Origin of the sequence: Pseudomonas sp. GM102 (assembly GCF_000282555.1) — a bacterium.
GTDB lineage: Bacteria > Pseudomonadota > Gammaproteobacteria > Pseudomonadales > Pseudomonadaceae > Aquipseudomonas.
Map to the genome: position 1 here is coordinate 102,007 of NZ_AKJB01000057.1, position 13,317 is coordinate 115,323.

Annotated in this window: 12 protein-coding genes; 9 read left to right on the plus strand and 3 right to left on the minus strand. The window is 60.6% G+C overall.

Translation table 11 applies throughout. The features are described 5' to 3' along the window. Positions 1 to 8: 8 nt before the first annotated feature. A complete protein-coding gene (efeU, locus tag PMI18_RS16135; RefSeq protein ID WP_007900164.1) occupies positions 9 to 848 on the minus strand; it encodes an iron uptake transporter permease EfeU in 840 nt (279 codons plus the stop codon). A gap of 266 nt (positions 849 to 1,114) precedes the next feature. On the opposite strand from efeU, the gene PMI18_RS16130 reads away from it, so the two are divergent. The 6 genes from PMI18_RS16130 (at position 1,115) to PMI18_RS16105 (ending at position 8,104) form a co-directional block, all read left to right on the plus strand. Continuing rightward, positions 1,115 to 2,131: an AraC family transcriptional regulator gene (locus PMI18_RS16130; RefSeq protein WP_007900168.1), complete on the plus strand. Its 1,017-nt coding sequence runs from the start codon at positions 1,115 to 1,117 to the stop codon at positions 2,129 to 2,131. Between the two features lie 265 nt (positions 2,132 to 2,396). Next, positions 2,397 to 4,061 (plus strand): AMP-binding protein, encoded by a 1,665-nt coding sequence (locus PMI18_RS16125; RefSeq protein ID WP_007900171.1) that lies wholly within the window; start codon positions 2,397 to 2,399, stop codon positions 4,059 to 4,061. A 16-nt stretch (positions 4,062 to 4,077) separates the two neighbouring features. Further along, entirely contained in the window at positions 4,078 to 4,839 is a 762-nt protein-coding gene (locus PMI18_RS16120) for an SDR family NAD(P)-dependent oxidoreductase (protein WP_007900174.1), read from the plus strand. Positions 4,840 to 4,851: 12 nt separating this feature from the next. After that, positions 4,852 to 6,045, plus strand: a complete 1,194-nt coding sequence (locus tag PMI18_RS16115) for an acetyl-CoA C-acyltransferase (protein ID WP_007900177.1) — start codon at positions 4,852 to 4,854, stop codon at positions 6,043 to 6,045. A gap of 143 nt (positions 6,046 to 6,188) precedes the next feature. Beyond that, positions 6,189 to 7,316 carry an acyl-CoA dehydrogenase gene (locus PMI18_RS16110; RefSeq protein ID WP_007900180.1) on the plus strand — a complete coding sequence of 376 codons (1,128 nt, stop codon included), beginning with the start codon at positions 6,189 to 6,191 and terminating at the stop codon, positions 7,314 to 7,316. A 14-nt stretch (positions 7,317 to 7,330) separates the two neighbouring features. Continuing rightward, on the plus strand, positions 7,331 to 8,104 hold the full coding sequence (locus tag PMI18_RS16105) for an enoyl-CoA hydratase (protein WP_007900183.1): 774 nt from the start codon (positions 7,331 to 7,333) through the stop codon (positions 8,102 to 8,104). A 71-nt stretch (positions 8,105 to 8,175) separates the two neighbouring features. On the opposite strand, the gene PMI18_RS16100 is transcribed toward PMI18_RS16105, so the two are convergent. Both PMI18_RS16100 and PMI18_RS16095 read right to left on the minus strand, forming a co-directional pair. Beyond that, entirely contained in the window at positions 8,176 to 9,327 is a 1,152-nt protein-coding gene (locus PMI18_RS16100; RefSeq protein ID WP_007900187.1) for an acyl-CoA dehydrogenase family protein, read from the minus strand. A gap of 3 nt (positions 9,328 to 9,330) precedes the next feature. Beyond that, positions 9,331 to 10,437 carry an enoyl-CoA hydratase/isomerase family protein gene (locus PMI18_RS16095; protein ID WP_007900189.1) on the minus strand — a complete coding sequence of 369 codons (1,107 nt, stop codon included), beginning with the start codon at positions 10,435 to 10,437 and terminating at the stop codon, positions 9,331 to 9,333. 563 nt (positions 10,438 to 11,000) lie between these two features. Between PMI18_RS16095 and PMI18_RS16090 the strand changes: the two genes are divergently transcribed. The 3 genes from PMI18_RS16090 (at position 11,001) to PMI18_RS16080 (ending at position 13,289) form a co-directional block, all read left to right on the plus strand. Beyond that, complete coding sequence (locus PMI18_RS16090) at positions 11,001 to 11,780, plus strand: transporter substrate-binding domain-containing protein (protein WP_007900190.1); 780 nt, start codon at positions 11,001 to 11,003, stop codon at positions 11,778 to 11,780. A 76-nt stretch (positions 11,781 to 11,856) separates the two neighbouring features. Next, positions 11,857 to 12,582 (plus strand): ABC transporter permease, encoded by a 726-nt coding sequence (locus PMI18_RS16085; protein WP_007900191.1) that lies wholly within the window; start codon positions 11,857 to 11,859, stop codon positions 12,580 to 12,582. Beyond that, on the plus strand, positions 12,579 to 13,289 hold the full coding sequence (locus PMI18_RS16080; protein ID WP_007900192.1) for an ABC transporter permease: 711 nt from the start codon (positions 12,579 to 12,581) through the stop codon (positions 13,287 to 13,289). Before PMI18_RS16085 ends, PMI18_RS16080 begins: the two co-directional genes overlap by 4 nt. Positions 13,290 to 13,317 lie beyond the last annotated feature (28 nt).

Sequence of the window (13,317 nt, forward strand, 5' to 3'; positions counted from 1 at the left end):
GGGTGCCCTTACTGACTGGAAACGGAAGAGGGTGTTTGAGCGGGGGCGGCAGCCGGCAAAAAAAACATCAGCAGCGCCACCAACAGATAAATCAGATACGCCCCGAGGGTGCTGACGGTTGGCGCGTCCTGATAACCGAACATGCCAGCCAGCACCGAGCCCAGCGGGCTGTCCATTGGCAGCGTGGTGCTGAAGTCGAAGAGCACTGTTTGCAGGTGATTCCACATGCCGGCTTCATGCAGCGCCTGAACCGAATTGGCGAGAATCCCGGCGGCCACCATCAGGATGAACAGCCCGGTCCAGCGGAAAAACGCGCCGAGGTTCAGGCGCATGCTGCCGGTGTAAATCAGGAAGCCGACGATGATCGCCAGGACCAAACCGAGCAGGGCGCCGATCGGCGCGGCCGGGCCTTCGCTTTGCTGGAACACCGCGAGCAGGAAGAACACCGTTTCCAGACCTTCCCGGGCTACAGCAAAGAACACCATGGCGATCAGCGCGGTGACTTGGTGTTTGGAACCGGTCAACGCGTGATCGAGGGAAACGTGCAGCGAATGCTTTATCGAACGCGCCACTTTGCGCATCCAGAACACCATGGAACTGAGGATGCCGACCGCCACCAGACCGACCACACCTTCAAACAGTTCTTGCTGCTTTTGCGGGAACTCGGCGCTGACCAGCTCCAGGCCTCCGCCCACCAAAAGGGCCAAAGCGACGGCGAGGAATACGCCGATCCACACGGCGGGCATCCATTGACCGCGACCGGTCTGTTTGAGGTAACTGGCGATGATGCCAACGATCAGCGCGGCTTCAATGCCTTCGCGCAGCATGATCAGAAAAGGAACGAGCATTCAGCACCGGAGGGGAATTAGATAGGGTGCTAAGTTGTAACATGATGAAACTTATTCTCATATGGCACTGATTGCCATTTAGCTGAACCTAAGCTGAACAACCCTCGATAACCTGTAGGAGCGAGGCTTGCCCGCGAATCAGACAACTCGGTCTTTCAATGACACCGCGTCATCGTTCTTCGCGGGCAAGCCTCGCTCCTACGGAATCGGTTCGCTGTGCGCTAATATGCCCACCACTTAAACAAGAACAAGGCTCACCTCGGTCAATGTCGGAAAAGGACACCATCTCCATTCAACTGGTGCGTGAAGCGCTGTTGCAAAGTTGCGCCCCGGGCGCTGCCACCGAAGAGGTGTTGAACAAGGTCGGCATCGATCCGGCACTGCTGCAAAGCACCGACGCCCGTGTTCCGGCCACCGCCTATGCGCGGTTGTGGCGCTTGCTGGCCCGGCGCGGCGACGATGAGTTTTTTGGCATGGACCCGCGCAAGCTCAAGTCCGGCAGCCTGGAGTTTCTGTGTCGTTGCTCGATGGTCCAGCCAAGCCTGGCCGCCGGGCTGACTTCGGGGCTGAGCTTTCTGTCGTTGATGCTCGAACGCATGCCCGCGCAATTGGTTCGCCAGCAAAGCCTGGCGGAAATCGTCCTGCTGGAGGACGAGGAAGACCCGCGCCGCGCCTTCACCTATTTCACTTACTGGATGATCGTGCACGGCGTTGCCTGCTGGCTGGCAGGGCGGCGGATTCCGATCCTGGCCATCGAGTTGCGTTGCCCGGCGCCGGATTTTTGCGATGACTACCGGGTGATGTTCTCCGAGAACCTGCGGTTCGACCGGCTGCGCACGCGGATGATTTTCTCCGCCGATTGCCTGGATTTGCCGATCAAGCGCAGTTCAGAAGAACTCAAACGCTTCCTGGCCCATGCGCCGGCGAACATTCTGGTCAAGTACCGCGATCCCGAAAGCCTGGCCAGTCGGATCAAGCACGATCTGCGGCAACTGCCTGCCGAGCATTGGCCGGAAACCGAGGCGCTTGCGCAGCAACTGTGCATGTCCGCCTCGACCTTGCGCCGACGTTTGGCTGAAGAGGGCCAGACGTATCAAGGGCTCAAGGACAGCGTGCGCAAGGAACTGGCGATCGTCTGGTTGGCCGAGCCCGCCATCAGCTTCGCCGAAATCGCCACCCGTTTGGGGTTTGCCGATGCCAGCTCGTTCTACAAGGCGTTTCGCAAGTGGTCGGGGTCTAATCCGGGGCATTATCGGAGTTTGATTCTTAACGAGGCTGACTGATCTGGACCTTGTGTTGATGGGGCTGGCGCCTTCGCGGGCAAGCCTCGCTCTTACGGGGGCGGTGGTGAACTTGGCGATCCGGGACCTGTAGGAGCGAGGCTTGCCCGCGAAGGCGTCCGTCCAGGCGACGCAACCCTTGAACCTTGGCCAAACCAGTCACACAACTTGATAGCTTTGACCATTGTCCCGCTCCCCGCGCAGAGCGAGTATTTCCCTGTTGTTTACGGTTCCCCCAACCTAATAAAAACACACAGGGATTCTGGCAATGCGCGATTACTTGTCTGCCACCTCACAGTTCAATTATCAGCACACCGTCGATGCCGCGCTCACAGGGTCGTTGAGCGCGCTTAACGCCTGCGTCGAATGTTGCGACCGGCATGCCTTGCCGGGACGTATTGCGCTGTTCTGGGAAGGTCGCGATGGCAGCAGCGCGACCTACACCTTCAGCGACTTGCAGGACAAAGCCGCGCGCTTCGCTAACTTCCTGCTGGCCCAGGGCGTGAAGAAGGGCGATAAAGTCGCCGGCCTCCTGCCCCGCAACATCGAATTGCTGATCACCGTGTTCGCCACCTGGCGCATCGGCGCGGTCTATCAGCCGCTGTTTACTGCCTTCGGCCCGAAAGCCATCGAACACCGTCTAAGCAGTTCCGGCGCCAAAGTGGTGGTGACCGACGCGGTCAACCGCCCGAAACTCGCTGAAGTGGCCGACTGCCCGACCATCGTTACCGTTGGCGGCGCCAAGGGCCAGGGCATCGTCCGTGGCGATTTCAGTTTCTGGGCCGAACTGGCCAATTATTCCTCCGAGTGCGAACCGGTATTGCTGACCGGCGAAGACCCGTTCCTGCTGATGTTCACCTCGGGCACCACCGGCCCGTCGAAAGCGCTGTCGGTGCCGCTCAAGGCGATCGTCGCGTTCCAGAGCTACACCCGTGACGCGGTGGATTTGCGCCCCGAAGACGCGTTCTGGAACGTCGCCGATCCGGGCTGGGCCTACGGCATCTATTTCGGCGTCACCGGGCCGATGGCGATGGGGCATCCGATCACCTTTTACGATGGCCCGTTCACCCTCGAAAGCACCTGCCGGGTGATCAACAAATACGGGATCACCAACCTCACCGGTTCACCCACCGCGTATCGCTTGCTGATTGCCGGTGGCGATGAGTTTGCCCGCTCGATCAAGGGCAAGCTGCGCATTGTCAGCAGCGCCGGCGAACCGCTGAACCCGGAAGTGATCCGCTGGTTCGCCGATAACCTCGGCGTGGTGATTCATGACCATTACGGCCAGACCGAACTGGGCATGGTGTTGTGCAATCACCACGGCCTCGATCATCCGGTGCACGTCGGCGCTGCCGGTTTTGCCTCGCCGGGCCACCGCATCGTGGTGCTCGACGACGAATACAAAGAACTGGGCGTCGGCCAACCAGGCATCCTGGCCATCGACCGGACTCAGTCGCCGATGTGCTGGTTCGGCGGTTACGAAGGCGCACCGACCAAGGCCTTCGTCGGCAACTATTACCTGAGCGGCGACACCGTCGAGTGGAACCCGGACGGCAGCATTAGCTTCGTCGGCCGCAGCGACGACGTGATCACCACCTCCGGCTATCGCGTTGGTCCGTTCGACGTGGAAAGCGCGCTGATCGAACACCCGGCGGTGGTCGAAGCGGCGGTGATCGGCAAGCCCGATCCGGAGCGCACCGAGCTGGTGAAAGCCTTCGTCGTGCTCAGTCCGCAATACCGCGCCGAACCTGCACTCGCCGAAGAGTTGCGCCAACACGTGCGCAAGCGTCTGGCGGCGCACGCGTACCCCCGTGAAATTGAATTTGTCAGCGAGTTGCCGAAAACCCCAAGCGGCAAATTGCAGCGCTTTATCTTGCGCAACCAGGAAATCGCCAAGGCTCAAGAGGCCACCGCGAAGAACGTTTCAGCTTGAATCCAAGGAAACAATGATGCAGATCGAAAACAAGGTTTTTCTCGTCACCGGCGGTGCGTCCGGCCTCGGTGCCGCCACCGCTGAAATGTTGGTGGCTGCCGGCGCCAAGGTGATGCTGGTCGACATGAACGCCGAAGCCGTCGCGGCCCAGGCTGCACGTTTGGGCGCGCAAAGCGTGGTGGCCGACATCAGCAATGAAGCGGCTGCGCAAGCGGCGGTGCAGGCGACGGTCAAAGCGTTTGGTGGCCTCAATGGTCTGATCAATTGCGCTGGCATCGTGCGTGGCGAGAAGATCCTCGGCAAGAACGGTCCTCATGCACTGGACAGCTTCAGCCAGGTGATCAACGTCAACCTGATCGGCAGTTTCAACATGCTGCGCCTGGCGGCGGCAGCCATCGCCGAAACCGAAGCCAATGAAGATGGCGAGCGTGGCGTGATCATCAACACCGCGTCGGCCGCAGCCTTCGACGGCCAGATCGGTCAGGCCGCGTATTCGGCGTCGAAAGGCGCGATCGTCAGCCTGACCTTGCCCGCGGCCCGTGAACTGGCGCGCTTCGGTATCCGCGTGATGACCATCGCACCGGGCATTTTCGAAACGCCGATGATGGCCGGCATGACCCCTGAAGTGCGCGAGTCCTTGGCCGCTGGCGTGCCATTCCCACCGCGCCTGGGCAAGGCGAGCGAGTACGCCGCGCTGGTCAGGCATATCATAGAAAACAGCATGCTCAACGGCGAGGTGATCCGTCTCGACGGTGCCCTGCGCATGGCCGCCAAATAAGGAGGATTAGACATGACACTTTCCAACGATCCGATTGTTATTGTCAGTGCCGTCCGCACCCCGATGGGCGGTTTCCAGGGCGAACTGAAAAGCCTCACCGCACCGCAGCTGGGCGCCGCAGCGATTCGTGCTGCCGTCGAACGCGCCGGTGTCGCCCCTGAATCCGTAGAAGAAGTGCTGTTCGGCTGCGTGCTCTCCGCCGGTCTCGGCCAGGCGCCGGCGCGGCAAGCGGCACTGGGTGCCGGGCTGGATAAATCGACTCGCTGCACGACTCTGAACAAAATGTGCGGATCGGGCATGGAGGCCACGATCCTGGCCCACGACATGCTGATCGCCGGCAGTGCCGATGTGGTCGTCGCCGGTGGCATGGAAAGCATGTCCAACGCGCCATACCTGCTGGACCGCGCCCGCAGCGGTTACCGCATGGGCCACGGCCGAGTGCTCGATCACATGTTCCTCGACGGCCTGGAAGATGCCTACGACAAGGGCCGCCTGATGGGTACCTTCGCCGAGGATTGCGCTGAAACCAACGGTTTTACCCGCGAAGCGCAAGACGCGTTTGCCATTGCTTCGACCACCCGCGCTCAACAGGCGATCAAGGACGGCAGCTTCAACGCCGAGATCGTACCGCTCACCGTGACCGTCGGCAAAGAGCAGGTGCTGATCAGCCATGACGAACAGCCGCCGAAAGCCAAACTGGACAAGATCGCCTCGCTGAAACCGGCGTTCCGTGACGGTGGCACCGTGACGGCGGCGAACTCCAGTTCTATCTCCGACGGCGCGGCGGCATTGGTGTTGATGCGCCGTTCCGAAGCAGAGAAACAAGGCCTGAAACCGCTGGCGGTGATTCATGGTCACGCCGCGTTTGCCGACACGCCGGGGCTGTTCCCGGTGGCACCGGTGGGCGCGATCAAGAAACTGATGAAAAAAACCGGCTGGTCGCTGGACGAAGTCGAGTTGTTCGAAGTCAACGAAGCGTTCGCGGTGGTCAGTCTGGTGACCATGACCAAACTGGAAATTCCCCACGAGAAGATCAACGTCCACGGCGGTGCCTGCGCGTTGGGTCACCCGATCGGTGCGTCCGGCGCGCGGATCCTCGTGACCTTGCTCTCGGCCTTGCGCCAGAAAGGCCTGAAACGCGGTGTTGCAGCAATCTGCATCGGCGGCGGCGAAGCTACGGCCATGGCTGTTGAGTGCCTGTATTAAGGGCTGACGCCAATCCTTGTGGGAGCGGGCTTGCCCGCGATAGCGATCTGTCAGACGACATCGTTGGCGTCTGGAAAACCGCCATCGCGGGCAAGCCCGCTCCCACAGGTCTTGCGTTTCAACTTGAATTTTAAGGACTTGGCATGATTCCCAATGACGAACAACTTCAGATCAGCGACGCGGCCCGGCAGTTTGCCCAGGAACGGCTGAAACCGTTCGCCGCCGAATGGGACCGCGAACATCGCTTCCCCAAGGAAGCCATTGGCGAGATGGCCGACCTGGGCTTCTTCGGCATGCTGGTGCCGGAGCAGTGGGGCGGTTGCGACACCGGTTACCTGGCCTACGCCATGGCCCTGGAAGAAATCGCTGCCGGCGATGGCGCCTGCTCGACCATCATGAGCGTGCACAACTCGGTGGGTTGCGTGCCGATCCTCAAGTTCGGCAACGACGATCAGAAAGAACGCTTCCTCAAGCCACTCGCCAGCGGCGCGATGCTCGGTGCGTTTGCCCTGACCGAACCGCAAGCCGGCTCCGATGCGAGCAGCCTGAAAACCCGTGCCCGGCTGGACGGCGATCACTACGTGCTCAACGGCTGCAAGCAATTCATCACCTCAGGGCAAAACGCCGGGGTGGTGATTGTGTTTGCGGTGACTGACCCGAGCGCCGGCAAACGTGGGATTACGGCGCTGATCGTGCCCACCGATTCGCCGGGCTATAAAGTCGCGCGAGTCGAAGACAAACTCGGCCAGCACGCCTCCGATACCTGCCAGATCCTCTTCGAGGATGTGAAAGTCCCGGTCGCCAATCGACTGGGCGAGGAGGGCGAAGGCTACAAGATCGCCCTGGCCAACCTCGAAGGCGGCCGTGTCGGCATCGCCTCGCAATCGGTGGGCATGGCCCGCGCCGCATTCGAAGCGGCCCGCGACTATGCTCGTGAACGCGAGAGCTTCGGCAAGCCGATCATCGAACACCAGGCGGTAGCCTTCCGGCTGGCAGACATGGCAACCCAGATTGCCGTGGCCCGGCAAATGGTGCATTACGCGGCGGCGTTGCGCGACAGCGGTAAGCCGGCGCTGGTCGAGGCGTCCATGGCCAAGCTGTTCGCTTCGGAAATGGCCGAGAAGGTCTGCTCCTCGGCGTTGCAAACCCTTGGCGGTTACGGTTACCTGAACGACTTCCCGCTGGAGCGGATCTACCGCGACGTGCGGGTGTGCCAGATTTACGAAGGCACCAGCGACATTCAGCGCATGGTCATTTCGCGCAATCTTTGAGAAGGAATCCACCTATGAACTACGAAACGATTTTGCTGGAAACCCACGGCCACGTTGGTCTGATCACCCTCAACCGTCCGCAAGCCTTGAACGCGTTGAATGCGCAAATTGTCAGCGAACTGAACCACGCCCTCGATGGCCTGGAAGCCGATTCGAACATCGGTTGCATCGTGCTGACCGGCTCGAAAAAAGCCTTCGCCGCCGGTGCTGACATCAAGGAAATGGCCGAGCTGACGTATCCGCAGATCTACCTCGACGACTTGTTCAGCGACAGCGATCGCGTGGCCAACCGCCGCAAGCCGATCATCGCCGCGGTCAACGGTTTCGCCCTGGGCGGTGGTTGTGAACTGGCGTTGATGTGCGACTTCATTCTGGCGGGCGACAACGCAAAGTTTGGTCAGCCGGAAATCAACCTCGGCGTGCTGCCGGGCATGGGCGGCACTCAGCGCCTGACCCGCGCAGTGGGCAAGGCCAAGGCCATGGAAATGTGCCTGAGCGGGCGTTTGATCGATGCGGTGGAAGCGGAGCGTTGCGGCATCGTTGCGCGCATCGTGCCGGCGGAAGAGCTCGTGGACGAAGCGCTGAAAGTTGCGGCGCTGATTGCCAAGAAGTCGCTGCCGATTGCGATGATGATCAAGGAAAGCGTCAACCGTGCCTTTGAAGTCAGCCTGTCGGAAGGCGTGCGTTTTGAGCGTCGGGTGTTCCATGCGGCGTTTGCGACGCAGGATCAGAAGGAAGGGATGGCGGCGTTTATTGCCAAGCGTGAGGCGCAGTTCCTGGGTAAGTGATGTAGCGTTCTCACGGACGCCTTGATCGTTCCCACGCTCTGCGTGGGAACGATCATGTCTGCGGCGACTCTCTAGATCAGGTAGTGCTTGAGCTCCCGGGCAATCACCATCCGCTGTATCTCGCTCGAGCCTTCATAAATCTGCGTGATCCGCGCATCCCGGTAGTAGCGCTCCACCGGGTAATCTTCCAGATACCCATACCCGCCATGAATCTGTATCGCCGACGAGCAGACCTTCTCTGCCATCTCGGATGCAAACAGCTTGGCCTGTGAAGCCTCCGACAGACACGGCTTGCCGGCACTGCGCAACCGCGCGGCGTGCAGGATCAGCAAACGTGCAGCATTCAAGCGGGTGTGCATGTCGGCCAGCATATTGGCGATGCTTTGGTGCTCGATGATCGGCTTGTCGAACTGCACCCGATCCCGCGCATAAGCCAGCGCCGCTTCGAACGCTGCCCGGGCGATGCCCAAGGCTTGCGCGGCGATGCCGATGCGCCCGCCTTCGAGGTTGGAGAGGGCTATGGCCAGGCCTTTGCCGCGTTCGCCCAGCAGATTGGCCTCGGGAACGGTGCAATTGTTCAAGGTGACGGCACAGGTATCGGAAGCGCGGATGCCCATCTTGTGTTCACTGCGGTCGACGATGAACCCCGTGGTTTCGGTCGGCACCAGGAACGCTGAGATGCCGCGCTTGCCCAGCTCCGGATCGGTCACGGCGAAGACAATCGCCAGTTTCGCCCGTTTGCCGTTGCTGACGAATTGCTTGGCGCCGTTGATCACCCACTGGCCATCACGCAGTTCGGCGCGGGTGCGCAGGTTATGCGCTTCGGAGCCGGCCTGGGGTTCGGTGAGACAGAAGCAGCCGATGGCCTGGCCGCTGGCGAGGTCTGGCAACCATTGCTGTTTCTGTTCTTCGGTGCCGTAGTTAAGCACCGGCCCGCAACCCACGGAGTTGTGGATGCTCATCAGCGCACCGGTGGCGCCGTCACCGGCGGAAATCTCTTCTACCGCCAAGGCGTAGGCCACGTAGTCGACATAAGTGCCGCCCCATTCCTCGGGCACCACCATGCCCAGCAGACCCAGTTCACCCATCTTCGCCACCAGACCGTCATCGATCCAGCCGGCCTTTTCCCAGGCCTGTGCGTGGGGCGCGATTTCGCCACGGGCAAAATCCCGGGCCATGTCGCGGATCATCACTTGCTCTTCGCTCAATTCGATATCGTGCATGGCTCAGCTCCCGCTCTGGTCGAACCCGGTGAAAAAACTCGCCACGTGCCCGGCGTCCAGCGCCTGCAGAGTCGGCGGGTTCCAGCGCGGGTTCTTGTCTTTGTCGATCAGCAAGGCGCGCACGCCTTCGATCAGGTCGCCGCGTTCGAACCACTGGCGATCCAGGTGCAGTTCGAGGGCGAAGCACTGTTCCAGGCTCAGGTGCCGACCGCGCCGCAGCATTTCCAGGGTCACGCCCATGGCCAGCGGTGAACGGCTTTCCAGCAGGTCGGCGGTGGCCGTGGCCCACTCATGACTGTCGGCGACGGTCACTTCACGCAATTGTTCCACCATACTCGGCACATCGGGCAGGGCGAAGAAGTGATCGATGGCCGGCCGCAATGCCGCTAATGGTGCCGCCGGCAGTTGTTGCACGGCGAGTTTCGCCAGCAGACCTTGAAGGTCCTTCAACGGCGTTTCGTGCCATTGGAGCTGATCGAGTTGCTCGTCCAGAGTGCCCAGCTTGTTGCTTTCCAGGTACCAGTCGGCCAGGCCGCAATAGAGCGCATCGGCCGCGCGGATTTGCACGCCGCTGACACCGAGGTAAATACCCAGTTCACCGGGAACGCGCGGCAGAAAATGGCTGCCGCCGACATCCGGGAAATAACCGATAGCCACTTCCGGCATCGCCAGACGGCTGCGCTCGGTGACCACCCGCAAATCGGCGCCTTGCACCAGCCCCATGCCACCGCCCAGCACAAAGCCATCCATCAAGGCCAGGACCGGTTTGCGATAGTGATGGATGGCGAGGTCGAGGGCGTATTCCTCGACGAAGAAGTCTTCGTGCAGGGTGTCGCCGCTTTTGAAACTGTCGTACAGCGAGCGAATATCGCCGCCGGCACAGAACGCTTTCTCACCAGCGCCGCGCAACACCACTGCGTTTACCTGCGGATCTGCGGCCCATGCGTCGAGTTGCTGTTGCAGGCTGCGAACCATGTCCAGGGTAATGGCGTTGAGGCCGGCGGGGCGATTGAGGGTCAGGTGACCGATGTGATTGCGAACCTCGGCCAACACTTCGTTTTGCGTGGCATCCATGGGCTGTGTTGTCGGGGATGAAACCTGAGCAGTCATCACTAACTCCCTGCTTTTATTGTTCTTTCTAGAGAAGCTCGCGCGCGAGCGATGCTGGATCGTATCAGTGCAAATTTGTGATGTACAACCGGGATATGTGCAGGGTTAGTTTGCGTTTTTGCCTTAAAGCAAGATCAAAGGATCGCAGCCTTCGGCAGCTCCTAGGGGATTGGTGTTCATACCGAAAATCGCGGTGGACGCGGTCAATGTAGTAGCTGCCGAAGGCTGCGATCTCTTGATATTTCCTTTGATCTTTACCCCCATCCGGCAATCAACGACAGAATCGGCTGTGAAAGGCCTCCGTTCAGCGTACTTGAGCTGTCTGAACAGGGACTTACGACACCCGTGCCGTCCAGGCAATTGGCATTCTGACGGTCCATTTCAAGCACTTGCGATCAAGGGCCTGAAACGGACTGCACCCCGACGACTGATTAGACCCAGTCGAAAACAACAACAAATACGGCTGCGGTGAATACCGCATCGACTCTCTGCCCCTGTCAAAAAGTGTGGTGCGGCGCAGGCGCCAAGCCGCGATAAATCCAAATAATCCGGGACTCTAGAAGATGAACATCAAATGGCTGACCTTACCGGCATTGGCTTTGCTGTGCTGCTCCACCGGAGCCAGCGCCAAGGAATGGAAAGAGTTGCGATTCGGCGTCAACCCCAGTTACCCACCTTTTGAATCCACCACCGCCGATGGCGGCGTGCAGGGGTTTGGCGTGGACCTGGGCAATGCGATTTGTGCCGAGCTGAAGTTGAAGTGCGTGTGGATCAGCAATGACTTCGATGGGCTGATCCCGGCCCTGAAGGCGGGCAAGTTCGACGCCATCGAATCCTCGATGACCGTCACCGACGCGCGCAAAAAACAGATCGACTTCACCGATCGCCTGTATGCCGGACCGACCGCCATCGTCACCCGCAAGGATTCCGGCCTGTTGCCCACCGCCGAATCGCTACGAGGCAAAACCATCGGTTACATGCAGGGCACGATTCAGGAAACCTATGCCAAGGCCAAACTGGGGCCGGGCGGGGTGAAACTGCGCGCTTACCAGAACCAGGATCAGGTTTACGCCGACCTGGTTTTCGGGCGTCTTGATGCGTCGATCCAGGACAAGCTGCAAGCGCAGATGAGCTTTCTGACGTCTCCCCAAGGGGCGGACTTCCAGAACAGCGAAGGCATCAGCGACCCGTTGGTGCCATCGGAAATCGCCATCGGCATCCGCAAGGACAACGAAGAGCTCAAAGGCATGCTCAATGCCGCCATCAAGGCCCTGCATGAAAAGGGCATCTACGCACAGATCCAGCAGAAGCACTTCGGCGATCTGGACCTCTACAACAACTGATCCTCGCGCCCCGAGCGCTGCGCCCTGGTAACAGGCGCAGCGCTTGCAAGCGGGCGCCTCAAGACAGGTGACTGGCGTGAATTCCTTCCTGAATCTGATCGGGGTCGATCTTTCGTCCCTGCAAGGCTATGGCCCTTTGTTGCTGCATGGCACCTGGGTCACCCTAAAATTGTCGGCGCTGTCGCTGCTGGTAAGCATGGCGCTGGGGCTGCTCGGCGCGGCGGCCAAGCTGTCGCCGCTGAAACTGTTGAACCTGCCCGCCACCTTCTACACCACGCTGATTCGCGGAGTGCCAGACCTGGTGCTGATGCTGTTGATTTTCTACAGCCTGCAAGGCTGGCTGAGCAGCCTGACCGAAGCCATGGGCTGGCCTTACATGGAGATCGACCCCTTTGTGGCCGGCGTCGTCACCCTCGGCTTCATCTACGGCGCGTATTTCACCGAGACCTTTCGCGGGGCGATCCTGAGCGTGCCGCGCGGCCAACAGGAAGCCGCCGCCAGCTTTGGGCTGAACCGCTGGCAGCGTTTTCGTTTCGTGGTGTTCCCGCAAATGATGCGCTTCGCCTTGCCGAGCCTGGGCAACAACTGGCTGGTGCTGCTCAAGGCCACGGCGCTGGTGTCGATCATCGGTTTGTCGGACCTAGTCAAGGTGGCGCAGGAGGCCGGTAAAAGCACGTTCAACATGCTCGACTTCCTGCTCCTGGCGGGGGCGCTGTACCTGCTGATCACCAGCGTGTCGAACTACGTACTGCGAGTACTCGAGCGGCGTTACAACCAAGGCGTACGGGGGATGGCGCGATGATCGAGTTGATTGCCGAATACTGGAAACCCTTTCTGTTCAGCGACGGTTACAGCCTCACCGGATTGGCGATGACCTTGTGGCTGCTGGTGGCGAGCATTGTGATGGGGTTCTTCCTGTCGCTGCCATTGGCGATCATGCGCACTTCGCGCTGGGGCCTGCTGCGTTGGCCGGTTCAGCTGTTTACCTATGTGTTTCGCGGCACGCCGCTGTATATCCAGTTGCTGATTTGCTACAGCGGGATCTACGGCATCGCCGTGGTCCGCTCGCAACCGCTGCTCGAAGCGTTCTTTCGCGATGCGATGAACTGCACCTTGCTGGCGTTCACGCTCAACACCTGCGCCTACACCGTGGAAATCTTCGCCGGGGCGATCCGCAGCATTCCCTACGGTGAGATCGAGGCGGCCCATGCCTATGGCTTGAGCGGCTGGCGCCTGTACCTGCGGCTGATCCTGCCTTCGGCATTGCGCCGGGCGCTGCCGTATTACAGCAACGAAGTGATCCTGATGTTGCATGCCACGTCGGTAGCGTTCACCGCGACCATTCCCGACATTCTCAAAGTCGCCCGGGACGCCAATGCCGCGACCTTCATGACCTTTCAGGCCTTCGGCATCGCCGGCCTGTTGTACCTCGCGCTGTCGTTCGGTTTGGTCGGCGGGTTTCGTCTGGCGGAGAAGCGCTGGTTGAGCTTCCTCGGGCCGGCGCACTAATTCCTCTTTTCATCCAGAGCAGCGCCGA

Coding starts and splice junctions, on each gene's coding strand:
- PMI18_RS16080 (WP_007900192.1), top strand. CDS start 12,579: ATGATCGAGTTGATTGCCGAATACTGGAAACCCTTTCTGTTCAGCGAC.
- PMI18_RS16100 (WP_007900187.1), bottom strand. CDS start 9,327: ATGCACGATATCGAATTGAGCGAAGAGCAAGTGATGATCCGCGACATG.
- PMI18_RS16125 (WP_007900171.1), top strand. CDS start 2,397: ATGCGCGATTACTTGTCTGCCACCTCACAGTTCAATTATCAGCACACC.
- PMI18_RS16110 (WP_007900180.1), top strand. CDS start 6,189: ATGATTCCCAATGACGAACAACTTCAGATCAGCGACGCGGCCCGGCAG.
- PMI18_RS16120 (WP_007900174.1), top strand. CDS start 4,078: ATGCAGATCGAAAACAAGGTTTTTCTCGTCACCGGCGGTGCGTCCGGC.
- PMI18_RS16095 (WP_007900189.1), bottom strand. CDS start 10,437: ATGACTGCTCAGGTTTCATCCCCGACAACACAGCCCATGGATGCCACG.
- PMI18_RS16130 (WP_007900168.1), top strand. CDS start 1,115: ATGTCGGAAAAGGACACCATCTCCATTCAACTGGTGCGTGAAGCGCTG.
- PMI18_RS16105 (WP_007900183.1), top strand. CDS start 7,331: ATGAACTACGAAACGATTTTGCTGGAAACCCACGGCCACGTTGGTCTG.
- efeU (WP_007900164.1), bottom strand. CDS start 848: ATGCTCGTTCCTTTTCTGATCATGCTGCGCGAAGGCATTGAAGCCGCG.
- PMI18_RS16115 (WP_007900177.1), top strand. CDS start 4,852: ATGACACTTTCCAACGATCCGATTGTTATTGTCAGTGCCGTCCGCACC.
- PMI18_RS16090 (WP_007900190.1), top strand. CDS start 11,001: ATGAACATCAAATGGCTGACCTTACCGGCATTGGCTTTGCTGTGCTGC.